General features: G+C 38.0%; 17 protein-coding genes. 9 read left to right on the forward strand and 8 right to left on the reverse strand.

Annotation, left to right across the window (positions count from 1 at the left end):
* Positions 1-29 precede the first annotated feature (29 nt).
* The 3 genes from FVB32_RS16985 to guaA are packed head-to-tail and all read right to left on the reverse strand — an operon-like array spanning position 30 to position 4,088.
* Positions 30-434 carry an OsmC family protein gene (locus tag FVB32_RS16985; RefSeq protein WP_147745017.1) on the reverse strand — a complete coding sequence of 135 codons (405 nt, stop codon included), beginning with the start codon at positions 432-434 and terminating at the stop codon, positions 30-32.
* On the reverse strand, positions 424-2,559 hold the full coding sequence (locus FVB32_RS16990; protein ID WP_147745018.1) for a LysM peptidoglycan-binding domain-containing protein: 2,136 nt from the start codon (positions 2,557-2,559) through the stop codon (positions 424-426). Before FVB32_RS16990 ends, FVB32_RS16985 begins: the two co-directional genes overlap by 11 nt.
* Positions 2,556-4,088 (reverse strand): glutamine-hydrolyzing GMP synthase, encoded by a 1,533-nt coding sequence (gene guaA / locus FVB32_RS16995; RefSeq protein WP_147745019.1) that lies wholly within the window; start codon positions 4,086-4,088, stop codon positions 2,556-2,558. Before guaA ends, FVB32_RS16990 begins: the two co-directional genes overlap by 4 nt.
* A gap of 211 nt (positions 4,089-4,299) precedes the next feature.
* Between guaA and pgmB the strand changes: the two genes are divergently transcribed.
* The 4 genes from pgmB to FVB32_RS17015 all read left to right on the forward strand — a co-directional run bounded on the left by pgmB (position 4,300) and on the right by FVB32_RS17015 (position 10,846).
* On the forward strand, positions 4,300-4,959 hold the full coding sequence (gene pgmB, locus FVB32_RS17000; RefSeq protein WP_147745020.1) for a beta-phosphoglucomutase: 660 nt from the start codon (positions 4,300-4,302) through the stop codon (positions 4,957-4,959).
* A 12-nt stretch (positions 4,960-4,971) separates the two neighbouring features.
* Positions 4,972-7,005 carry a glycoside hydrolase family 65 protein gene (locus tag FVB32_RS17005; protein WP_147745021.1) on the forward strand — a complete coding sequence of 678 codons (2,034 nt, stop codon included), beginning with the start codon at positions 4,972-4,974 and terminating at the stop codon, positions 7,003-7,005.
* A gap of 66 nt (positions 7,006-7,071) precedes the next feature.
* On the forward strand, positions 7,072-8,928 hold the full coding sequence (locus FVB32_RS17010; RefSeq protein ID WP_147745022.1) for a tetratricopeptide repeat protein: 1,857 nt from the start codon (positions 7,072-7,074) through the stop codon (positions 8,926-8,928).
* Positions 8,929-9,160: 232 nt separating this feature from the next.
* A complete protein-coding gene (locus tag FVB32_RS17015) occupies positions 9,161-10,846 on the forward strand; it encodes a hypothetical protein (RefSeq protein WP_147745023.1) in 1,686 nt (561 codons plus the stop codon).
* A 229-nt stretch (positions 10,847-11,075) separates the two neighbouring features.
* Here FVB32_RS17015 and FVB32_RS17020 read toward each other — a convergent pair whose 3' ends face one another.
* Together FVB32_RS17020 and bshC are read right to left on the reverse strand one after the other, a co-directional pair.
* Positions 11,076-12,482 carry a glycosyltransferase family 39 protein gene (locus FVB32_RS17020; RefSeq protein ID WP_147745024.1) on the reverse strand — a complete coding sequence of 469 codons (1,407 nt, stop codon included), beginning with the start codon at positions 12,480-12,482 and terminating at the stop codon, positions 11,076-11,078.
* A 2-nt stretch (positions 12,483-12,484) separates the two neighbouring features.
* Entirely contained in the window at positions 12,485-14,089 is a 1,605-nt protein-coding gene (gene bshC, locus FVB32_RS17025; protein WP_147745025.1) for a bacillithiol biosynthesis cysteine-adding enzyme BshC, read from the reverse strand.
* A 156-nt stretch (positions 14,090-14,245) separates the two neighbouring features.
* On the opposite strand from bshC, the gene FVB32_RS17030 reads away from it, so the two are divergent.
* Together FVB32_RS17030 and FVB32_RS17035 are read left to right on the forward strand one after the other, a co-directional pair.
* Complete coding sequence (locus FVB32_RS17030; RefSeq protein ID WP_147745026.1) at positions 14,246-16,702, forward strand: M14 family metallopeptidase; 2,457 nt, start codon at positions 14,246-14,248, stop codon at positions 16,700-16,702.
* A gap of 228 nt (positions 16,703-16,930) precedes the next feature.
* On the forward strand, positions 16,931-18,253 hold the full coding sequence (locus FVB32_RS17035) for a carboxypeptidase-like regulatory domain-containing protein (RefSeq protein WP_147745027.1): 1,323 nt from the start codon (positions 16,931-16,933) through the stop codon (positions 18,251-18,253).
* A 47-nt stretch (positions 18,254-18,300) separates the two neighbouring features.
* Here the strand turns inward: FVB32_RS17035 and rocD are convergent, their stop codons facing one another.
* From rocD to FVB32_RS17050, 3 genes are all read right to left on the reverse strand, one after another.
* Positions 18,301-19,545 carry an ornithine--oxo-acid transaminase gene (gene rocD, locus FVB32_RS17040; protein WP_147745028.1) on the reverse strand — a complete coding sequence of 415 codons (1,245 nt, stop codon included), beginning with the start codon at positions 19,543-19,545 and terminating at the stop codon, positions 18,301-18,303.
* A 152-nt stretch (positions 19,546-19,697) separates the two neighbouring features.
* Positions 19,698-20,078, reverse strand: a complete 381-nt coding sequence (locus tag FVB32_RS17045; RefSeq protein ID WP_147745029.1) for a DUF6768 family protein — start codon at positions 20,076-20,078, stop codon at positions 19,698-19,700.
* Positions 20,062-20,619 carry an RNA polymerase sigma factor gene (locus FVB32_RS17050; protein WP_147745030.1) on the reverse strand — a complete coding sequence of 186 codons (558 nt, stop codon included), beginning with the start codon at positions 20,617-20,619 and terminating at the stop codon, positions 20,062-20,064. The genes FVB32_RS17045 and FVB32_RS17050 overlap by 17 nt, the downstream gene beginning before the upstream one ends.
* A 118-nt stretch (positions 20,620-20,737) precedes the next feature.
* Here FVB32_RS17050 and rlmD point away from each other — a divergent pair, with 118 nt between their 5' ends.
* Genes rlmD through FVB32_RS17065 form a run of 3 tightly spaced genes read left to right on the forward strand, consistent with a single transcriptional unit; the run spans position 20,738 to position 23,441 of the window.
* Positions 20,738-22,150, forward strand: a complete 1,413-nt coding sequence (rlmD, locus tag FVB32_RS17055) for a 23S rRNA (uracil(1939)-C(5))-methyltransferase RlmD (protein WP_147745031.1) — start codon at positions 20,738-20,740, stop codon at positions 22,148-22,150.
* 30 nt (positions 22,151-22,180) lie between these two features.
* Complete coding sequence (locus FVB32_RS17060; protein ID WP_147745032.1) at positions 22,181-22,693, forward strand: DUF6452 family protein; 513 nt, start codon at positions 22,181-22,183, stop codon at positions 22,691-22,693.
* Positions 22,674-23,441, forward strand: a complete 768-nt coding sequence (locus FVB32_RS17065) for a DUF6048 family protein (RefSeq protein WP_147745033.1) — start codon at positions 22,674-22,676, stop codon at positions 23,439-23,441. The genes FVB32_RS17060 and FVB32_RS17065 overlap by 20 nt, the downstream gene beginning before the upstream one ends.
* The last annotated feature ends 328 nt before the right edge of the window (positions 23,442-23,769 follow it).

The following is a 23,769-nucleotide window of genomic DNA, read 5'->3' on the forward strand; positions in this document are numbered from 1 at the left end:
ACATAATTGTAAAAGGCATGTTATGACAATTATTTTACCCAACGAAATTCTATTACTTTTTCAATATCAGGATGCAAGCTATAGTGCACTGGGCAAGTATTCGCCGTGTTTTCCAAGATTTTACGATGCTTACCAGAAACATTGGAAGGAAATTCCATTTTCACTTCAATTTTTGAAATACGTCTTGGATTGGCTGCCATATGCTTGGTGACTTCTGCAGTGGAACCCGTTAAATCTACCTCCAAATCCCTTGCTTTTATACCCATCATCGTCAACATACAACTTGCTAATCCAGTTGCTACGGTATCTGTGGGTGAAAACGCTTGCCCCAATCCATTGTTGTCAACTGGAGCATCTGTAATAAACTCATTGTTAGACCTTAAATGTAAACATGTAGTCCGTAATTCTCCTGTATAAGTAACTTTAGAGGTCATCTAGTTTTATTTCTTTAATTCGTAAACCATCGTATTCCATTAAATAACAAGCCCTGTTGTAATATCCAGACGACCAGTCATTAAAATAGTTAAAACTATTACCGGTATACTCTGTCAATCCAATGATACTCGATGTCTCAAAAAAATTGTTTTTATGGGCAAGTTTTAACAAAACATCAAAGGTTACATCGAAACCACGTACTGCATAGCGATCTGCTTTTAACCCTCTATAACGTTTTCTATACGCTTTTGTAAACGCATCACTTACGGTTTCTCTATAAAAAGAAGGGTAACTAAACCTAAGGTTTGATAAATGTGTGCTGGAGACAGCGTCATTTTCAAAGGCACTATTGAAATTGGTTGTGAACATTCTCACAGAAATCTCTTCGGTATTTGTAGAATTTAAAATAGAACTCACACTGGAGACCATATTGGGTTGATCGGTTTCTACAAAAACCCAGTTTTCTTTTTCTTCGGAAAGCATGATTAAAAACTCATCCAAATGCAAGGATTTGTTATCGATTATCTTGGCAATTTGGGCAGCCGGAAATTTCGTTAAAATAGAATCATGTGCCGCTTGATGGGTTGAATCAGCAATAATGACCACATTCTGATCTTCATAATTTTTTTCTAAATAGGACAGCATTTTTATCCTAAGTACATTATCCGTAGGAACTGAAAAATACACATTGCTATGACTCAATTTACTGTCCGAAGTAATTGGTGCAATCACCGGGATATTTTTTGCCGCAGCTTGAACCGCGACCTCATCCAAAGCATCGGAAGATACCGGGCCAATAATGGCATTTACGCCTTGTAGATTCTCCCTAAAAAGAATTTCCTTCACCTTTGCCTGGCTTAATTCCGTATCAAACGTTTTAACATCTACGGAAACACCCATTTTTTTAATGGAATCCAGAGCCACCATAGCCCCTGAATAAAATCCTGCACTTAGGCTAATATCTCTACGTGTTTTTATTTGGCTCACCGTTTTCTTGCGATCATTAAAATTGACTCGATCTAATCTAAAAGGGAGCATAAACAGCACTTTGGGCCTGTTTTGAACGTTGATACTGTCTATTAGATTAATTTTATCCAAAACCAACGCATTTTTGACCTCTAGTCCTTCTGCGCTTGCTTTTGGAAGCTTTAGCACCATTCCAGCCTTTAAACCATTTTCCAAACTTGGATTAAGTAGAAAAAGTTCATCCCGGGTGATTTTTAGATTTTGGGTTAGCCTAAAAATGTTTTGCTTTGGTTTAACTTCATAAAAAATGAAGTTCTCTGTATTTACTTCACCCGAGGTATCCTTTTTCTTGGGAAGCCTCAAGACCATCCCTTCCTTAAGTCCTCCAGCGGCCATAATCTCTGGATTCAACTTAACTATAGAATCCGAAGGAATGCCGTATTCTTTTCCTAAACTGTACAATGTCTGCTTTGGCGGAACGGTGAACGAAGTATACAAGTCCACCTCTTGGCTTTCAAGACTATCTCCTTTGGGTCTGGGTAACTTTAATTCCTGCCCTATAGCCAAATGGTCGGGGCTACTTCTCAAATCGGGATTTAGCACCACCAAACTATCTACAGTAATCCCATATTTATGGGCAATACTCCATCTTGTTTCTTTGGGCTGAACGACATAGGTTTCAAAATCCAGTTCTCGCTCATCATTTGGGTCCGGTTCCGGAAATTTAGGTATTTGCAATACCATTCCCTTTTTAAGAGGTTCTGAATATAGTTGTCTGTTATATCTTTTTAATTGTTCTTCTGTTATTTTGTAGCGTTGTGTAAGACCAAACAGCGTTTCTCTTTTTCTAACCCTGTGTCTGGAAAAGCTCAAGGGTTTGTCTTGCTCCTCAACTTTTTCTTCTTTGGGTTTTTCTTCTTGGGTTATTACAGAGCCATCCAAAGGAATAATTAAAATGGTATTGGCTTTTATATCTGCCGCCGTTTTAATCTCCTTATTGGATTGTAAAATGGTATATGGGGTTACACGATACTTTTGCGAAATACTTTGCAAAGTCTCCCCTTCCTTAACCGCATGTGTAGTATACTTTTGGGCAGAAACCTGAATTGAAGCCAAGAAAAAGACAACAATGCCCAGTCTTAAAATATGTTTTTTCATTCCCATTCTATAGTTGCAGGTGGCTTTGAGCTAATGTCATACACTACTCTATTAACGCCTTTGACCTTATTTATTATATCATTGGAGGTTTTTTGTAAAAATTCATAGGGTAAATTCACCCAATCTGCTGTCATGCCATCTGTACTTTCCACGGCACGAAGGGCAACACATTTTTCATAGGTACGTTCATCTCCCATAACTCCTACACTATTTACGGGCAAAAGCATAGCTCCGGCCTGCCAAACCTTATCATAAAGGCCCCATTTTTTCAATCCATCAATAAAAATGGCATCAACATCTTGTAAAATTGACACCTTTTCAGCAGTAATGTCACCTAAAATACGAATTCCCAAACCAGGGCCTGGAAAAGGGTGACGCCCAAGAATTGATGGGTCCATTCCTAAATTTCTGCCTACTCTACGCACCTCATCTTTAAATAACAACTGTAGCGGTTCTACAATCTTCAATTTCATATAATCGGGTAATCCTCCTACATTATGATGACTTTTAATAACGGCAGAAGGACCTCCACTAGCTGATACAGATTCTATTCGATCAGGATAAATGGTTCCCTGTGCCAACCACTTAGCATTTTCCACTAGATGCGCTTCATCATCAAAAACCTCAATAAAGACCCTGCCAATAATCTTTCTTTTACCTTCCGGATCAGATTCTCCTTTCAATGCATCCAAAAAACGTGCCGAAGCATCCACACCTTTAACATTGAGACCCATATGCTTATACTGGTCCAAAACGCTTTCAAACTCATTTTTGCGCAACAATCCGTTGTTTACAAAAATGCAATGTAAATGACTTCCAATGGTTTTATGCAATAACATAGCTGCAACACTGGAATCTACACCTCCAGAAAGTCCTAGAATCACTTTGTCATTTCCAATTTTCTCCTTGAGTTCGGCTACCGTGGTTTCTACAAAGGCATCTGGAGTCCAATCTTGTTGAAGCCCTGCAATTTTTACCAAAAAGTTTTCCAGCAATTTTTTACCATCCGTGGTATGGTATACTTCGGGATGAAACTGAATTCCATAGGTTTTTTCCCCCTCAATTCTAAAGGCTGCATTTTCAACATCGTGGGTACTGGCCAAACGAACTGCCGCTGTTGGCAATTGTTTGATGGTGTCACTATGGCTCATCCAAACCTGACTTCCTTCTTGTAAACCCTCCAAAAATGCCTCATCATCTTTGGTAAAGGACAAATTTGCCCTTCCGTACTCTCTAGTTGCAGACGGTGCTACATTTCCCCCATCAAAATGAGATAAATACTGTGCCCCATAACAAATACCAAGCAAGGGCTTTTTTCCCTTTATTTCAGATAAATCTGGATGTGGAACATTTTCACCTCTTACTGAATGGGGAGAACCCGAAAGTATAACGGCTTTATAGATGGATAAGTCCTCTGGAGGATTGTTGTATGGTTTAATGTCTGAGTAAATATTGAGTTCCCTAACGCGTCTTGCGATCAACTGAGTGTACTGAGAACCAAAATCTAGAATAAGTACGTTGTTCTGCATGGGCAAAAATAGCAATTTGCTTTAGTTGAAAAAGTATCTTTTGAGGATATTTGCAACAACTTATTTAAGGGGTTATCAACACAGTCATATCATCATTGTTTTCACACTTTAAGCATCCACTTTTTAACCCAAAACCACTGGAATATAACGTCAAGTAGTTTTTTTCTTAACATTTTTCATCATTACTTTGCTTTCCTAAACACATTTAACCATGATCAAAGGATTTATCTTCGATTTAGATGGGGTGATCACAGATACTGCAGAATCACATTACATGGCATGGAAAAAATTATCCGATGAAATGGGCTGGGCGTTTGACCATGAGGTCAACGATAAACTCCGTGGTATTTCCCGTATGGATTCCATCCAGGTCATTTTAGATCATAACAGCGCCACTTTGGATGAAGCTGCCATGGCCCAACTTGCAGCTAAAAAAAATGACATCTACGTCGCCAGTCTAGAAACCATGACTCCAGAAGATTATCTGCCAGGAGCCAAAGAGCTTTTGACCCATTTAAGAACAGAAGGATTTAGTGTAGCGTTGGGAAGTGCCAGTAAAAATGCCATAAAAGTGTTGGAACAATTGAATGCTGCAGCATATTTTGATGTTATTGGCGATGGCAATAGCGTCTCTAAAAGCAAACCTGAACCAGATATTTTTCTCCATGGTGCGGAGAGATTAAATCTGCAGCCTGATGAATGCATTGTTTTTGAAGATGCAGAAAGTGGCATTGATGCGGCAAAAGCCGGCGGATTCCATAGTGTGGGTATTGGGCCTAAAGACAGAGTAGGTCATGCAGATTTACGTTTTGACACTATGAAAGAAGCTACTTTATTCGAAATAAAATCATACTTTAAAGACTTGTTTTAAAAGTCTTTAAAAATGAAAAACACATGTTGCATTTTATTTACCCTCTTAATGGGTGTTTCTATTCTTGCCCAAGAAGATGGATGGAGCATTTCCTCTAAAAAAGTTGAAAAATATACTGGGATTGTAACCGCAAATGGCAGAATTGGGATCTTGCCCGAGGACAAACCTTTCCAAACCAAATCCATAATTCTTAATAATGTATACGATAAAGAATCTCCTTTAGGGGTAAGTCGTATTCTATTGGGAATGAACTTTGCCAATTTAGAGGTCGAAATTGATGGTGAAAAAGTCACTGAAGAACATGTATCTAATTGGCAACAAACATTAAATATGAAGACTGCTGGTTTCACCACCAGTTTTACATTTAAAGACAAAGCAAAAGTTTCTTATACCATTTACGCTCTGCGCAATGTTCAGTATTCGGGTTATATAGATGTTCAAATAGAACCATTAAAGAATATCGATGTAAAAGCAACAGGAATCATTAGTACTCCAGACGAATACCACAGCCCCAATAGTACTTTTAGGGTACTTCAAGATTTAGAAACTACAATGCCCATTCTTCAAACAGTGGCTGAAAGTAGGTTGGGAAAACACCTAGTGGGTACTTCGGCCACATTTATTTGGCATGCAATTAATTCAACTAGAGAGCACCAACGACCTCAGCTTGTCCATGAACAAGTTTCAGCCTATGATAATCGACTGTCTTTTGAGAAAACATTGAAAAAAGGAGAAGCATTTGAATTTGCATGGACCGGAGCTGTATGCTCCACCCAAGATTTTGATGACCCACAAACAGAGTCTGAACGATTTGTAATTTTTAATTTATTGACCCCACGAGCTGATTTGTTAGATCAACACAAAAAATTATGGGAGGAACTATGGGAAGGAGATATTGTTATTGAGGGAAATCTTCAAGATCAATTGGATGTACGTTTGGCGCTCTACCATTTATATGCATTTTCAAGAGGTGACTCTGATTTGAGCATTGCTCCAATGGGGCTGTCCTCCCAAAACTATAATGGCCATATTTTCTGGGATACGGAGCTATGGATGTTCCCTCCTTTACTCATGTTGAATCAAGACATAGCGCGTTCCTTGGTCAATTACCGTTCGGACCGACTAGGCAAAGCGAAAGAAAAAGCTATCAACTTTGGCTATAAAGGTGCCATGTTCCCCTGGGAAAGCGATGATACTGGAGAAGAGGCCACACCTGCATGGGCCTTGACGGGAACTTTTGAACACCACATCACTGCAGATGTTTCAATCGCTTTTTGGAACTATTATCGTGTTTCTCAAAATCTGGATTGGCTAAAATCCAAAGGATATCCATTAATGAAGGAAGTTGCTGATTACTGGGTGAGTCGTTCTACAAAAAATGATGATGGCAGTTACAGCATTAAAAATGTGGTTGGCGCTAATGAGTTTGCTCCCAATGTAGATGATAATGCATTTACAAATGGCTCCGCAATCACTGCATTGCAGTTTGCGACAAAGGCAGCGGGCGTATTGGGAGAAACTGCAAATCCAAAATGGAACCAAGTGGCATCCAAAATCAGGATATTAAAATTCCCGGATGGAACAACAAAGGAACATGCCACTTATGAAGGTGAAATCATTAAACAAGCAGACGTTAACCTACTCACCTATCCTTTGAATGTAGTCAGTGATGACGCTACAGTTCTAAAAGATTTAAAATATTATGAGCCAAAATTATCTCCAGAAGGCCCAGCCATGGGGCAATCTGTGTTTGCGGTCATCTATGCGCGTTTGGGGAACACCAAAGAAGCCTATCGTTTGTTCCGAAGAAGTTTTGAACCAAATAAACGTCCACCCTTTGGAGCATTGGCTGAAGCGGCCACTAGTGACAATCCCTATTTCGCTACGGGTGCAGGAGGTATGTTACAGGTTGTGCTATTTGGTTTTGGAGGTTTGAACATCACCAATGAAGGAATCATTCAGAAAAATCCCGTTCTCCCTAAAGAATGGAAATCGTTGACCCTAAAGGGTATTGGGCCTAAGAAGGATACGTATCGAATCGAGTAGTCCTTAAAGGGCTATTTTAAAATTCTTGATTTTAAATACCTATTTTTAATAGGTAAACCAACCTCAATGAAATCCCCTAAACTTCTCTTCTTTCTTTTATTCAACTTTTATTTGTGCATTAATGCACAGGAAAATAAAAGATTGGACAGCTTATTAAAAGTATATCAGCTTTATCCAGAAAATGAAGAAAGGATAAGTACCGCAAAGGAAATATTTCTTCTAACCAAAAAATCAAATCCTGAAATAGCTCTAAATTACCTGCACAATGGACTTGCAATCTCCCAAAGTATAAAATTTCATAAAGGGGAGGCGGAAGCCTTTAAGAATCTAGGATTTTATTATCATTACCATTACCTACCAGATTCTGTTCCATTTTATTTGGAAAAGGCCATAACGGCCTTCAAAGCTCTTGACAATGGAAAAGAAGTATTTGCGTCTCTTCATGAATGGACTCGGTTTGAAAATCTCGAAGGCAATTTTTCAAAGGCCGAAAAACTTTCTGATAGTACAATAAGTATAGCAAAGCATTTAGGCAATGGAAAAATGTTGACAGATGCTTTTCAAAGAAGGTCCACTATTTATTTGGACAAAGGGGAATTCAAATTAGCCATTGAGCAATTAATAAATGCATCCCGAGTGTTGGATACGTTAACACCCAAAGATCCGATTAAACAAGCCATTGTTGATGTTGGCATTGGGAGGACAGAGATGTTGAGGAACAACAGTGAAGCTTCATTGAATTACCTAAATAAAGGTCTTGAAACTTTCAAAACTTATGATGATACTTATTGGTTAGCTATAACTTTTATGGAAATAGGATCAGCATATTATCATCTTGAAAATTATGACAAAGCGTTCGAGAATTATGGCGCCAGTTTAAAGGAAAGCCACAAAATGGAACGGGATGATTTTGTAGGGGCCAATCTTGGTAACATAGGAGCTGTCTTGATGGAACAAGGTGAATACAAAAAGGCTCTTGAATACCATTTTAAATCCAATGAGATTTCACTAAAAAGGGGGTCGGTCAACAACCAAATAATTGCATACAACGATATAGCTTCAACTTACTTTCTGATGGAAGATTATCCAAAATCAATCGAAAATTTTACCAACGCCATAAAACTGGCCGATTCTATCGGTTCTTTAGACAATTTATTGGATGCCTACGAGGAAAGAGCTGAAGTATATGAAAAAATAGGTGATACTAAAAAGGCCCTAAACGATTACAAGTTGTTTCAAAAACTAAATGATTCTGTTTTCAATCTTTCTAAATCCAAGCAAATCGAGGAACTTAAAACACAGTACGAAACTGAAAAAAAGGAACAGCAAATCGCTCTTCAAGAAAAAGAAATTACCGTGTTGGAACAACAAGCTGAAATCAGTACCCTTCAAAAAATACTCCTGGGTGGTTTATTGGTATTATCTCTGATTGGATTCTATGGAATCCGCCAAAAACTAAAACGCAACAAGCTCGAAAAAGAAAAGGTGGATGCTGAACTCGCCTTCAAAAAGAAAGAATTGACCACCCACGCCCTTCATCTAGCCAAAAAGAACGAAGTTTTGGAAGGTCTAAAACAAAAGGCCCAAGAACTCAAAGAAAAGGAGGAGTCCAAAAAAGGGTACCAACAACTCATCAGAACCATCAATTTTGATTTACAAGATGATAACAATTGGGAAAATTTTGCCCGCTACTTTGAAGAAGTTCATAAAGACTTCAACAGTAATGTAAAATCAAAATACCCGGAAGTAACTTCAAACGAACTTCGTTTGCTGGCTCTTTTAAAGATGAACCTATCTTCTAAAGAGATTGCCAATATCCTTAATATATCTCCTGAAGGCATCAAAAAAGCGCGTTATCGACTTCGCAAAAAGTTGGATATTACTACGGAAGACTCTTTACAAGATTTAGTGTTATCCCTTTAAAAACAAGCGTTCTCAAGCCTGTCCACTCATTGTCCCATACATATGCTTAAGGTGTCCACCTGTTGTCCACCCTAGTTTTTTCATTCCTCAAAACCAGCATTTTAGGTTTGTGGTGTTATGCATTTTGAACATAACAAGTTTTGTGGTCTTGCTCGGCTAAGGGCTGCAGACCGTTTCCCGGGCAGGTCACACAAAACAACAAATCCAGTTTAACCCACAAAACAAAAACGTGATGAAAACAACAAATCTAGTATTCAATCGAATTTTTACACTACTCCTGCTTATTACTGTAGTAGCATGCAGCAAAGATGACCCTGGGACAACCATGCCACCTGGACCCAATTCGGAATTGGAAACTACCCAGTCCAATGTTGACACCAATGAATATGAAATAGACGAGGGGCAATTGGGCCTTAGCATTAGTGCAAGAAGTTTAAAACGAAAGGGATACGCTCCAACTAAGGCTATTATTACCCTATCCGAAGGAGCAAAAGCCGGTGATTATGACGTCAACATAGGCCAAGATACTTTTTTAGCCAGCTTTTCATTTGAAAATAAAGACCTATCGGAAACGGAAAGGAATGAGCTTGAAGATGGTGTGGCCATGAGTATCACTGTTGAAAATGATCTTGGTGAAGTCCTAGCTGTGTTTACCAGCACTAAAAAGTCTTTCACCTCCAGTCCTTCGGAAACCGAGGTAGACGACCCGAACAAAATCGATATCAACCCTATAGTTTTAAACCCCGAAGTGGACTATTACCTACAAATTTTGGATGCCAGCATTACTTCGGTTTTTGGAGCACCCTCAGCAACTTTGCGCACATCCACAACTGATCTTGATACTGAAGTTAGGGTGCGTCGAGCTTCAGATTTGGACTATATAAACGATACACAACAGACTATTCCGTTTACCAAATTTAGATTTGAAACTGTAGATGCTGAAAACAATATCTTCAACATTTTTAACCCCAACGGAAGTAAAAAACATTATCTGTACATGGATGCCAACAATAGATTAAACGTGCAATCTGAGGCGAACTATACCACAAATGGCGGCAACACTCCAGATGCTGCTTCACGGACCAACTATCAATTTAAGATACAAAAAATAGACACTGGTAAATTTTTTATCATTCCACAAACAACGAACATCCCCTTAATTGCTTCAGCAAGTTTGGAATCCATTACTTCCCAAACTGTAGAAACCCCCTCACATTTTAGAATTTTAAATTTTGAAATTGACTGGAACTTCGAATCACGTAACACCAGTTTTCTAGCCCCAATACTTCCTCCATCAAAAACTATCGCTGCTTATAATACAGCTCTTAAAAATTGTAGTAGCGGCCCATTGACCGATGAGGTTGGGGTAGTAAAAACTTTGACCAGAACGGATACTTACACATGGTCTGAATCCATTCAGGTAGCGACTTCCGTGGAGGCTAGTTTGTCCACAACAATTTCTTCTACGGTAGAAACTAGCGTGAACACACAATTTTTTGGAGCCTCCAATTCAACGACAGCCTCTGTAACGGCAGGTTTAAGTGTGGGTCATACCACAACAGAAACCAGAACCGAAACTGCTGAGACCAGCACTTCAGAAACTTTAGAACTTTCATCTAAAAGAACCATTACTGTTCCGGCTGGAAGGGGAACTACCGCGGCAGACATTTATCAAGAGTATGAAAACATCCGTGTACCCTATGTCCAAGAATATCGTATTCGTGGGGATTATCAAAATGGAAACTTTTTGACTGGACTAGAAATTATGTCTCAATTCAACTTTAATGGGTTTTCAGGTGTAATAAATGAGATTGGTTCCGACTTTATCGATATAACACTTAGGGGCACCACCGTAATAAGTCATTTAATATCAAAAGAAATAGTGACAAGGGATATTCCAGATGCCTGTACCAATTAAACATTCAGAGTTAAGTTAGTTAAAAACAAAAGCCTCGGGAACCACTCCGAGGCTTTTAAAATAAAATCAAAACCAACCTAAACATATGAGTTAACCTACTCATATCTTTGAAAATTTCATAGCAATTTTCACTAGTAAAACAACTACCTCTTTAAATACCCTACTTAAAATCTATACTTTTTTTGAAAAAAACTTCAAAAGTCTCTAAAACATGGGTATTGTTCCCGTTTTAAGGACTTTGAGGAAAAAATGGAATTTCGGCTGAATTGCCTTCAAAAAAGTAGAAATGCTCCTTCTCTGGACCATACTGTAGCAAACTGTCCTTTATGTTTAAGTTGTCGAAAAAGTCATTCAATGGTGAAACAACCACTTGCTTTTTAATCTTCTTGTTGGCATGCTGAATAGAGAAATCATCCAATGTAAATAGTTCCTTATTTGGATTAAGCAATCGTATTTGCCCCCCGTATGTAACATTTGGCAAGACCCAAACAGCATCTGAATGCGCCGCATTAAGCTTACGGGACAGCTTGGAATAGTCAAAATGAATGTCCGAGGGAATCCCCAATAATCGCTCTGCCGGAGTTCTTAAAATTTGAAAGCATATTACCAATAAAAAGATGAAAATACCCCACTTTCTTATGCTTTTGGCGGTAAAATCCAATCCGTTTATGAGTAGTATCAGAAACGGTAATAGCATCGGAAGTAACCAACGTGAATGTATCTCCTGAACATCTAAAAACACAAAAAACAACAGAAAAACGGCTATTTGTACCAGCCCCATAGTAACTAACCATTTTAGTTGGTTTTCAGTCTTCCAACGGGCTCTCTTCAATAAAATTAATACTACGGAAATCAATATAATGGGCCAATAAATTTCTAAAAGTGCTTTTACTATTTCCAACATTGGCGTTAGTATTAAAATTCCCTGGGTATCGGTTTCCAGCTTTACTCGGAGGCTGTTATTGATAAAACTAACGTAGTCAGCTTTTAGTAACCAATAAAAATGTGGTGAGAAAAGAAGTAATGCAATTAAGGAAGACATCAAAATTTTTCTGTTCCAAACCACCTGTTTCAGGGAAACATCAAAAAAAGAAGCTGCTAACAATGCTAATAAGAACAAAGAATAATTGTATTTCGTGAGCATTCCCAAACCGAAACAGATTCCAAGTAGGGCATAATTTCGCATGGACTTTTTATCAATCAGTTTCCGAATAACGAAATACGTCAACAAAACAATCAAGCAAAGTAGCAATGTATGGGACAATCTTCTATAGGTGAAATCGATAAAAACCGGAATCAAGACTGTGCCAAGCACAACCATTTCAGCCCTAAACTTGTCCGACAAAGTTCTTTTGGCAGTAGCATATAACAGTAATAATGTTGTTCCAAATAACAGTCCCCGAAAAAAGGAAAAAGAGAATTTGGATACGCCGAAAAGAGAATTAACAAGTTTCTGAATCCAAGTATACAAAGGTGGCTGATCATCGTAACCTAATCTCCACCATTGCGAATAATAGGCTTGTTCCGCATCTTCCAGTTCCAAGGAGGCTTTTAAATAACTAATTACGACTATGGAAACTAAGGATACGGATGCCAATAACCATACTAATTGTATCTTTTTTCCATTCCCAAACACACCTAAGTAGTTTTTAAAAGTGTGAAGCTATTTGAGAGTGGGCTTAAACTTTTCATTAATGCTGGAATAAGGCCAGGTCCCAATTCTAAATATAGTTCTGAAAAATTAAGTTGTCTTTCTTGTAGGGATTGATTGGGAAAAAGCTCGTTTTGCATGTCGGTCATTCGGATTACATGATCTTTCAACTTTCGTTTTTGCGCCTGCAACAATCTTTTTTCCAATGCATCCAGTCCCTTTTTCTGTTTTACTTCCTGCGCTTTTACAGCGCCCAAAAAGGTTTTATCTGTTTCTTCGGCTAGTTGATAAAGGTTCAGAAACTGTTCTTCCAGAAGCTGTTTCTGTGGTGAAAAATCGATGTCGATATTGGAAATTTCCCTGATTTTTTTGTTGATAAAACTGTGTTGACCTAAAAAAAGGTCAGTTATTTTTAAGTCCAGATTTTCAATTTTTTTAGCCTGTTTTTTGCTCATTATAAGTGCTGAATTCCTTAACAGTAGACATGGAAATGCAATATTCATTGCTTCAAAATAGGATTTCAGCTCTAACCAATAAGCCAACTCTCCACCTCCTCCAATATAGCAGAGGTTTGGCAAAATAACTTCTTGATATAAGGGACGAGCTATAACATTTGGCGAAAACCGTTCAGGATGTGCGTCAAGCTCTTGTTGTAAATCCTGCTGGGAAAATCTTATCTCTGTATTATTTACCTCGAAAACCCCGTCTTTCTCAATAATTCGTTCCCGTAGACCATCCTGTAGATAGAAGTAATTTATCTCCCGCGGATTTACTTGGATAGTATAATCTGAAGACACCCTAGCCAAATTATCAATAGACTCTGATACTTTTTTAAATGGAAGGTTTTCAAAAATATCTTGCTTCGCAAAAGGAACCAATAGTTTTTTTAGTGCTGCATCGTCACCATCTACAATAACCAAACCGTATGCCCCAAAGAGTTCATTTGCCAAATATCTTGTTGCATCCGCAAGATTGCTATGCCCCAAATACGCCTTTTTAAACAAGCTTTTTAGTTCGTTTGCGAAACCTGTATTGCCCAATGAAGCAGAAAAGGTTTCAAAGACATCATCCAGTTTTTTTGTATCAAATCGTCCAACTGCACCCGAAGCTTCCTTTGTCCACTGAACTTTTTGGCCTTTAAAATTGAAGTAATTTATCTCATCAAAATCATGATCTTCCGTGGCCATCCAGTAAATGGGAACAAACTCATACTCCTTATACCGTTCCTTTAATTGCTTTGTTAAGTTGATGGTGGAAATAATCTTGTACAAAAAGTACAAAGGCCCCGTAAAAAGATTCAATTGATGCCCTGTAACTACAGTAAACGTTTTTTTATCAGCCAGTTGTTGAATATGATTTGCCGTTGATTCGGAAACCTCAAAACCATTATACTGTGCGGTAAGCGCATTTACCAGAATGGCTCTGTTGGTTTCTGGATAATTGGCTTCTTTCTCTTTTATTTGATCCCTAAAATTTTCTAATTCGGGAAATCTGTTAAAAAATGGTCCCAGGTCTTCTCGTTGGTCGAGATAATCACAAATTAGTTTAGAAAAATAACCTGTGTCCTTAAAGGGTATACAATCTACTTCCATTAAAGCTTTAATCTGGCGTTAAAGATAAACCTCTTCTTTTTTTCAGTTCCTAAAAATACGTTAATTACGTTTTCTGTTTTTACCACATGCTATGGTTACAAAAGTGGCAATTCTGGAATTTATTGTTAGATTTGAGTCTCACTAATTGACCTGTACATGACAAGATTTCTACTTTTATTATTTGTTCTTATTTCGTTTTCGACAATAGCACAACTAAAATCCCCATCGGAGTTTTTGGGATACGAACTTGGCACCCAATTTACAAGACATCATGAGGTGGTGGACTATTATGAATATTTGGCCAAGGAAGCCTCGGATAAGGTTAAACTGACCATTTACGGGCAAACCAACGAGCGTAGACCTTTGCTATTGGCGTATGTTTCTTCTGCCGATAACATTTCCAACCTGGAGAGCATAAGACAAGAGCACTTAAAAGATACTGAAGGAACAGGAAATTCATCCAAAGCGATAGTCTGGCTGAGCTATAATGTACATGGCAATGAAAGTGTGAGTACGGAGGCTTCCATGCAAACTATTTATGATTTATTAACGACCAAAAGTGCTTATCTCGAAAATACGGTGATCATTATGGACCCATGTATAAATCCTGATGGTAGAGATCGTTATAGCAATTGGTACAATCAATATAAAAATTCACCTCACCAGGTAGACCCAAACAGTAAAGAACACAATGAAGGCTGGTGGAACGGAAGGAGCAACCACTATATGTTCGATTTAAACCGTGATTGGGCATGGTTGACACAGATAGAAAGCCAACAGCGATTAAAAGTATATAATGAATGGTTACCGCATGTGCATGTTGATTTTCATGAGCAAGGGGTGGACAATCCGTACTTTTTTGCCCCGGCTGCGGAGCCATATCACGAAGTGGTTACCAATTTTCAAAGAGATTTTCAGGTTACCCTAGGAAAAAACCATGCGAAATATTTTGATGCCAAGGGCTGGTTCTATTTTACTAAAGAAATGTTTGATCTTTTCTATCCCAGTTACGGAGACACTTACCCTACCTATAATGGCGCAATTGGAATGACATATGAACAAGGTGGAAGTGGCCGTGGAGGTCTAGGGGTAATCACAAGAATTGGAGACACCCTAACTTTAAAAGATCGTCTTGCCCATCACTATACTACAGGGCTATCCACAATAGAGGTCTCATCAAAAAATGCAGATAAACTAAACAGCGAGTTTAGAAAATTCTATCAAAACAAAAACTTCAAGTATAAGAGCTATGTGCTCAGTGGGGAAAATGACAAAATTGATGCTTTGACCCAATTACTTTCAAAACATAATATCCATTTTGGAAGGGCTTCCAAGGGTTCAGTTAAAGGATTACGCTATAATTCCGGTGCTAATGGAAGTATGCCAACAAATGAAAATAGTCTTGTGGTGTCCACAAATCAACCCAAAGGAACTTTGGTTAAGGTGTTGTTTGAACCCAATGCCAAGCTCAGTGATTCTCTTACGTATGACATCACGGCTTGGTCGTTGCCCTATGCCTATGGACTTAATGCAGTTGCTTCCACTGCTGCTGTAAATTCACAACCTGCAGGAGGATGGACTGTTTTACCTCCTAAAGGTGCTAACATTAGTTCTGATGCATATGCGTATGTGTCACATTGGAGAAGTATGAAAGATGCCCGCTTTTTAGCGGATTTATTAAAGAATGGCATCCGTGTACGCAAAACCGATCATCCTTTTTCCATTGATGGAACATCATACAAAAGAGGTAGCTTAATTATTACCAAAGGGGATAACCAGCATAAAGAAGATTTCATTTCAATGCTTACGGAAATAGCCTTCAAGCACAAAATTCTTTTAAACTCCACCTCTACTGGTTTTGTGGATTCTGGTAAAGATTTTGGTTCCGCCTATGTTCAAATGATTACCAAGCCAAAAATCGCAGTATTGTCCGGGAAACCCACTTCAACATATCGTTTTGGTGAAATATGGCACTTTTTTGAGCAACAATTGCATTATCCGCTTTCCGTTTTGGATGCTGACTATATAGATCGTGTGGATTTGAATGACTACCACGTTTTAGTGCTTCCAGGAGGTCGTTACAGTGATTTCTTCAACGAAAAGCAACTAAAAAAGTTGAAAACTTGGGTTAAAAGTGGTGGAAAGCTTATCGCTATGGGAGGAGCAATTGACGGCCTTGCTAGTGAAAAAGGGTTCAACATCAAAAAGAAAGAGGTTGCCAAAGATTCAGCAGAGAGCAAACCAAAACCACATAAAAGTACGCAAAGGGAACGTATGAAAAATGCTATTACAGGAGCCATTTTTAAAACGAAAGTGGATACTAGCCACCCATTGGCATACGGATATGCGACGGACTATTTTACCCTTAAATTAGGCAGTGCCAGCTATAACTACTTAAAAAACGGTAATGCCGTTTACCTCGAAAGCAATACTGCACCGGTTTCTGGATTTGCAGGCAGTGATGCCCAGAAAAAAGTTGCCAAATCCTTAGTTTTTGGTGTTGAACAACATGGGCAAGGTCAAGTAGTTTATATGGTGGACAACCCCCTATTTAGAGGTTTTTGGGAAAACGGAAAGCTGTTTTTTGCCAATGCACTTTTTATGGTAGACTAAGAAATATCTGTTTTAAAAAAGATTATACGTTTTTGGCGTAAGGCCATATAATTACCCACGACTAGGAACGCGCTTTTCATAGCGAAGTCCCATGCATCATCTGCCGCTATTTAAGCTAAAAAATTGAAATAGGTTTCGTTTAGTAAATGAAACGTGCAATCAACCCTTTATATCATTAAAAATCATTAATTTAGAGTAGTTGTTTTTAACTCAAAAACCGCGGAAGTTATGTACAGGACATATTCAGGAATTCAGAAAAAGACCCTTACAATAGTATGCTCAATATTATATGTTTTGGCGTTTGGAACGACAAGTGCGTTCGCATTTCAGGAACAAAATAAGGCTGAAAACTATAAACAATACAAAGGAGAAGTAATTGATGGATCGTCTAGCAAACCTTTAGTTTTTGCGACACTTTCGGTAGAAGGCACCAATATTAGTACAATTACCAATACTGAAGGGGGCTTTCTTTTAAAAATCCCGGAAAGTATTACAGATGGCACCGTGGTCGTTTCCTTTTTAGGCTATAAAAGCAAAACCATACCATTATCTCAATTAAAATCAAACAAAAACAAAATTTCTCTTATAGTTTCTGTTACAGAGCTTTCAGAAGTAAATATTAATGCCCCAAAGGATGCGGCGGCATTGGTTAGGGAAACATTGTCCAGAAAAGGGGACAATTATTTTGAAGATCCCACTTTAATGACAGCATTTTACCGGGAAACTATCAAAAAGAGAAGAAAAAACGTATCCCTATCAGAAGCCGTGGTCAATATTTATAAAACGCCCTATAATTCGCTTCGCAAGGATGCAGTAGAGCTATACAAGGCAAGAAAAAGTACAGATTACAGTAAATTGGATACGGTGGCCCTCAAACTGCAAGGAGGTCCTTTTAATGCGTTATATGTTGATATCATAAAGTACCCAGAGTATATTTTCTCCGAAGGATCTATTTCTGACTATAAATTTACGTTTAGTCGTTCTACCAGAATCAATGACAAGCTAATTTATGTGATTAAATTCAATCAATTGGAAACCATTTTAGAACCACTGTATGCAGGGGAGTTATTTATTGATGTGGAGAACAAGACCCTTACAAGTGCCATATATACCTTAAACATTACTGATAAAGAAAAAGCGGCCCGACTTTTTGTTCGAAGAAAACCAGCAAAAGTGGATGTATGGCCTACCGAAGTAGCTTACCGTGTAGATTACAGGGAAAAAGGCGGAAAATGGTATTATGGCTATAGCAATGTTCTTTTGGAATTTAAAGTGGATTGGAAAGATAAATTGTTCAACTCTGTTTACAGTATGACAGCAGAAATGGCCGTTACGGACTGGGAAAAGAACATTACCGGACAGTTACCAAAAAATAGGGAACGTATTAAAAAGTCAATAATTTTAAGCGATGAAGCTCTTGGTTTTTCTGATCCAGATTTTTGGGGTGAATACAATATTATTGAACCTGAAAAATCTATAGAATCTGCAATAAAAAAAATACAGCGCCAATTGCGTAGATCAAAATCAAAAGGGGGAACTTCGGCTCCTTAATTAACTTAAGTTTTAATATTGAAAAAGCCCCTTTTAAGGGGCTTTTTTTATTTTTCAAATTCTTGTAGTGTTCTTATAATAATGGATACACAATCCATTAGTTGCTCGTGGTTCATCACCAATGGGGGTGCAAACCTAATAATGTTACCATGGGTTGGTTTTGCCAAAAGACCATTTTCTTTTAATGCCAAGCAAATATTCCAAGCAGTTGAACTATCTTCTGTGTCATTAATTAAAATTGCATTTAACAACCCTTTACCACGAACTTTTACAACCAAGTCACAGGTATCTATAAACTTGTTAAGTTCATTTCTAAAGAGCTCTCCCAATTCAAAGGCATTTTGGGCCAGTGCCTCATCTTTAACCACTTCAAGAGCGGCAATAGCAACTGCTGCGGCAACTGGATTGCCTCCAAACGTACTTCCATGGCTTCCTGGAGTAATAACGTCCATGATATCATCATTTGCCAAAACAGCAGAAACAGGATATGCTCCCCCAGAAAGGGCTTTACCTAAAATCAACATATCTGGTTTCACATTTTCATGATCAACTGCCAACATTTTGCCTGTTCTTGCAATTCCAGTTTGAACTTCATCTGCAATAAAAAGCACGTTGTATTCTTCGCATAATGCTTTTGCTTTTGATAAGTATCCTTCGGATGGCACATAAACTCCTGCTTCACCCTGAATAGGCTCTACTAAAAATCCTGCAACATTTGGATTGTTCTCTAAGGCGTTTTTTAAGGCTGATAAATTATCATACTCAATTTTTATGAAACCCTCTGTATAAGGCCCATAGTTTTCCCTTGCAACTGGGTCATTGGAAAACGAAATGATTGTAGTGGTTCTCCCGTGAAAATTGTTCTCACAAACAATAAGCTGCGCTTGATTCTCTGGAATCCCTTTTTTCTGGTACGCCCATCGTCTGCATATCTTTAATGCGGTTTCCACAGCCTCCGCTCCAGTATTCATTGGCAAAAGCTTGTCAAAATCAAATACGGACGTAGCATACTCCTCATACCTCCCCAACATATCATTATGAAATGCTCTTGAGGTCAATGTTAACGTCTTTGCTTGCTCTGTCATTGCTCCAACAATTTTTGGGTGACAATGTCCTTGGTTCACTGCGGAGTAGGCGGATAAAAAGTCATAATACTTTTTGCCTTCAACATCCCACACAAATACACCTTCTCCCCTGCTTAATACAACAGGTAGTGGATGGTAATTGTGTGCTCCGTGCTTGTTTTCTAAATCTATCGCTTGCTGCGATGTTAAATGTTCTAAAACAGCCATTTTAAATGTGTTTAATTAATAAAATAACCATTCCTGCAATACCTTTATCCTTTCGAAGTCTCGAAAATTCAGCGTGGGAGAGAAATCATCCCTGAAGAGCCGCTAAATTATTAAAAATTGTTCAATTTTCATGAATTTATCCGCTGTACCCATTATTTTTTATGGGCCAAAGCGGAAATTTGTAACTCCAATCGTTTAAGCTCCCGTAAAATATCGTTTTTGTCCATTTGCATCCAAAAGTAAAGCTTTAGCATACTCATCATCAACATACTGGTAAACATACCCGCCCCCCATTTGATGAGCTCATTTGTGGCTTCTGCGTTTAAAAATTGGATTAAACAGTACACCAGCAACCCAAAAAATACGAGCACCATAATATTCATTATAATGGCCAACCAGCCCATTTTTCCTTTAAAAATGCCACCAAATTTTTCCAATACATTTTGTTCTCCAAGCTCATCATAAAACTTTGCTTCCTCCTGTGTTAAGGCCTCCTTTATCAATTCATCTATTTTTTCAATATCCTTTTTCATTTTTTCTTGTTTTTAAAATTGTTTTTAATCGTTCTCGAGCGTGGAACAATCTAGATTTTGTAGTTCCAACGGAAATGTCAAGTATCTCACCAATCTCTTTTAGCGAATATTCTTCCAGATAGAATAACCTTAGTACCATACGTTGGTTCTCTGGTAATTCTTTTATGACTGAAAGAAGTAGTTTCAAATCCGATTCCCTTGTGTCATCAGCAACATCCACTTCGTACTCTCTAGAATAGTCGTTAATTTTTGCCTTGTCTCGTTTTACCTTACTTATGTAATCCAAAGACTTTCGTGTCACAATTTTGGTAGCCCAACTTCCGAAACTATTGGGCTCTTTTAGGGTATGCAATTTGTTCATAATGACCTTCCATGAATCTTGCACGATGTCTTTTGAGGCCTCAATATCCATGGTATATCTATAGGACTGTTTGCATAATCTTAAGTGATGTCGGTTGACCAGAATAGGGAAGGATTTTTTATTCCCAGATTGGTATTCCAACACTACCAGTCCATCAAACACTTTTTCAGTTGTTTTCATAATATCTTCTACCCTATAGACCGTGTAATTTTGAAAAGGTTCAAAAAAAATATCTTTTCCTCAATTCATTTATACAAGATACTTGTTCTTTATAAAAACCTATTCTTACTTTTGCCCCATGCGCAAAAAAAACAGGCGACAAACGTTTGAACATGTCGAAGTAATAGATGCCGGAGCAAAAGGGAAATCAGTAGGCAAAGCTCCAGATGGCAGAATAATATTTCTTTCCAATGCAGTACCTGGAGATGTGGTTGATGTTATGACAACCAAAAAAAGGAAGGCCTATTTTGAAGGTGTCGCTACAAACTTCCATACACTTTCTGAAAAAAGAACTGACCCAAAATGCGAACATTTTGGCGTTTGTGGAGGGTGCAAATGGCAACATATGGGTTATGAGCACCAGCTTCATTTTAAACAGAAAGAGGTAGAAAATAACTTAAAACGTATTGGAAATCTGGAGCTGCCAGAAATGACTCCGATTTTAGGGTCTAAAAAACAATATTTCTATCGTAACAAGATGGAATTTTCATTTTCCAATAGTCGTTGGTTGACTCAGGAGGAAATTAATTCAAAAGCGCAAATTGAAGATAGAAATGCTTTAGGATTCCATATTCCAGGAATGTGGGATAAAATTCTGGACATAAAAAAATGTCATTTGCAAGAAGATCCATCAAACACGATTCGATTGGAGATTCGCAATTTTGCCACCGAGAATGGGCTTTCATTTTTTAATCCGAGACAACAACAGGGTTTGTTAAGAACTATGCTATTGAGGACTTCCTCTACTGGAGAAATTATGCTACTCATCCAATTTTTTGAAGACAATCAGCAGAAGCGGGAGTTACTTCTGAATCATATTAGCCAAAAATTCCCAGATATCACCTCCCTGCTTTATGTCATTAACCAAAAACAAAATGATACCATTTATGATCAAGACGTAGTATGTTTTGCTGGTCGTGATCATATTTTTGAGGAAATGGAAGGGCTTCAATTCAAAATAAATGCAAAATCTTTTTACCAAACAAATTCCCAACAAGCATACGAGCTGTACAAAGTTACTCGCGATTTTGCAGGTCTAACTGGAGATGAACTGGTGTATGACTTGTACACAGGAACAGGAACCATAGCTCAGTTTATATCTAAAAAAGCTAAAAAAGTAGTCGGTGTGGAATCTGTTCCAGAAGCCATTGAAGATGCAAAAACCAATGCAAGTAATAATGCTATTTCCAATGTTGAATTTGTTGTCGGAGATATGAAAAACGTCTTTAATGATGCTTTTATAGCTGAACATGGTCAACCTGACATTATTATTACGGACCCCCCTAGAGACGGAATGCATAAAGCTGTGGTAGCACAACTTTTACAGGTGGCTCCTAAAAAAATTGTGTATGTAAGCTGCAACAGTGCCACCCAGGCAAGGGATTTGGCCTTGTTGGATGAAAAATACAAGGTCACAAAAGTTCAACCGGTAGATATGTTTCCACAAACTTTCCACGTTGAAAATGTTGTACTTTTGGAGAAACGGGTATAGTTTTTGATGAAATCTGTTTTTAGTTTTAGCATGAAAAAAATACTTTCCATCTTTCTTATCCTTTCCTTCCTTATCTATGTTACTTCTTGTGAAAAAGATGACATCTGTGTTGATGGAGATACACCACTTTTGGTTATTGGCTTTTTTGATGTAACAGATACAACTCTGGCAAAAGAAGTTCCATTACTTAGAATCCGAGAGACCATTTTAGATACTACTGTCAATACCATTGATGACCGTTCCAGTAGTTTGGATTCAATAGCCATTCCGTTGCGTATAGATGCTACCAGCACCAGTTTTGCTTTTATTACAGATTCTGCTGATGATGACACTACAGGAGAAGAAACTGGAAACATAGATACACTAACTATTGCATATTCAACCCAAGAAGCCTTTATTTCAAGGGCATGTGGTTTTGTTGCCAATTATGGAGATTTAACCATTACACTCCCAGAAAGCGCTACCAATTGGGTGCAAGACATCACTGTGGTGCAACAAACCATTGAAAATTCCAACAACATCCATGTCAAGATATTTCACTAGCATATTCTTTATTCTGTTTTGCTTTATTGCTAAGGGGCAGAGCGAACCCATAGATCTTCAACAAAAGGATACTGTAGAATATAAACAAGAATACGGTTTAAGAGTTGGTGCCGACATAAGTAGGTTAGTGTTTTCATTTATTGATGAGGACTACACCGGTCTTGAGCTAGTAGGGGATTATAGATTAACCGAAAAATTATACTTGGCAGCTGAACTAGGAAATGAAGAAAAGACCCAAACCGAAGGATTGGGAAATACCCCATTGTACAATTTTACCACCTCTGGAAGCTATATAAAATTAGGGGTGGACATGAATACGTATGAAAACTGGTTTGGAATGAACAACTCCATTTTTATTGGGGGGAGGTATGCCATTGCCAGTTATAGTCAAACCCTAAATGAGTACAGCATTTTTGATAGCAATCGTTTCTTTAACCCAGATGGATTCTTAGCAGGAGCGCAACCCGGAGAAGAATTCAGCGGCCTTAGTGCATCATGGTTAGAGTTTATTTTCGGTATAAAAGCAGAACTTTTTGCCAATATTTATGTTGGAATGAGTGCCAGACTGGGTTTTTTAGTGACTAAAGAAGATGATCGTTTTCTAAATCTTTGGGTTCCCGGTTTTAACAAAGTAACCGATGGGAGTAATTTTGGAGTGAGTTACAATTATTCCATATCCTATTTTCTTCCATTTTATAAAAAAGCCAAAAAGAAAAAGGAGAAATTACCCCAAGAAGAAGAAAACTGAGCAAACACGCTTATCTTTATAGTTCCATAGCATAACCCCAGCTAATCTTATTTAAAAACGTAACATGAAACTTTATCTGGTGTTCTTGTTTCCGCTAACATTGTTGTGCATTAGCATATACTGGATGCGTAAATGGAGTATGATTTGGCCTTTTGCTATTGTAAATTCTGCCCTGATAATCCTGTATGAGTTATTTTTCTGGAAAGGTGACCTTTCCTTTTTAAATAGCAACCAATATGGTTTTGAAAGATTGCTTTTATTTGTGCTAATCCCCTTGATTCATGGTATCTTCATTTTTGCATTTGCATTTTTTATGAAAGAGAACTTG

Origin of the sequence: Flagellimonas hymeniacidonis (assembly GCF_008040165.1) — a bacterium.
In the GTDB taxonomy this organism is placed as follows: Bacteria; Bacteroidota; Bacteroidia; order Flavobacteriales; family Flavobacteriaceae; genus Flagellimonas; species Flagellimonas hymeniacidonis.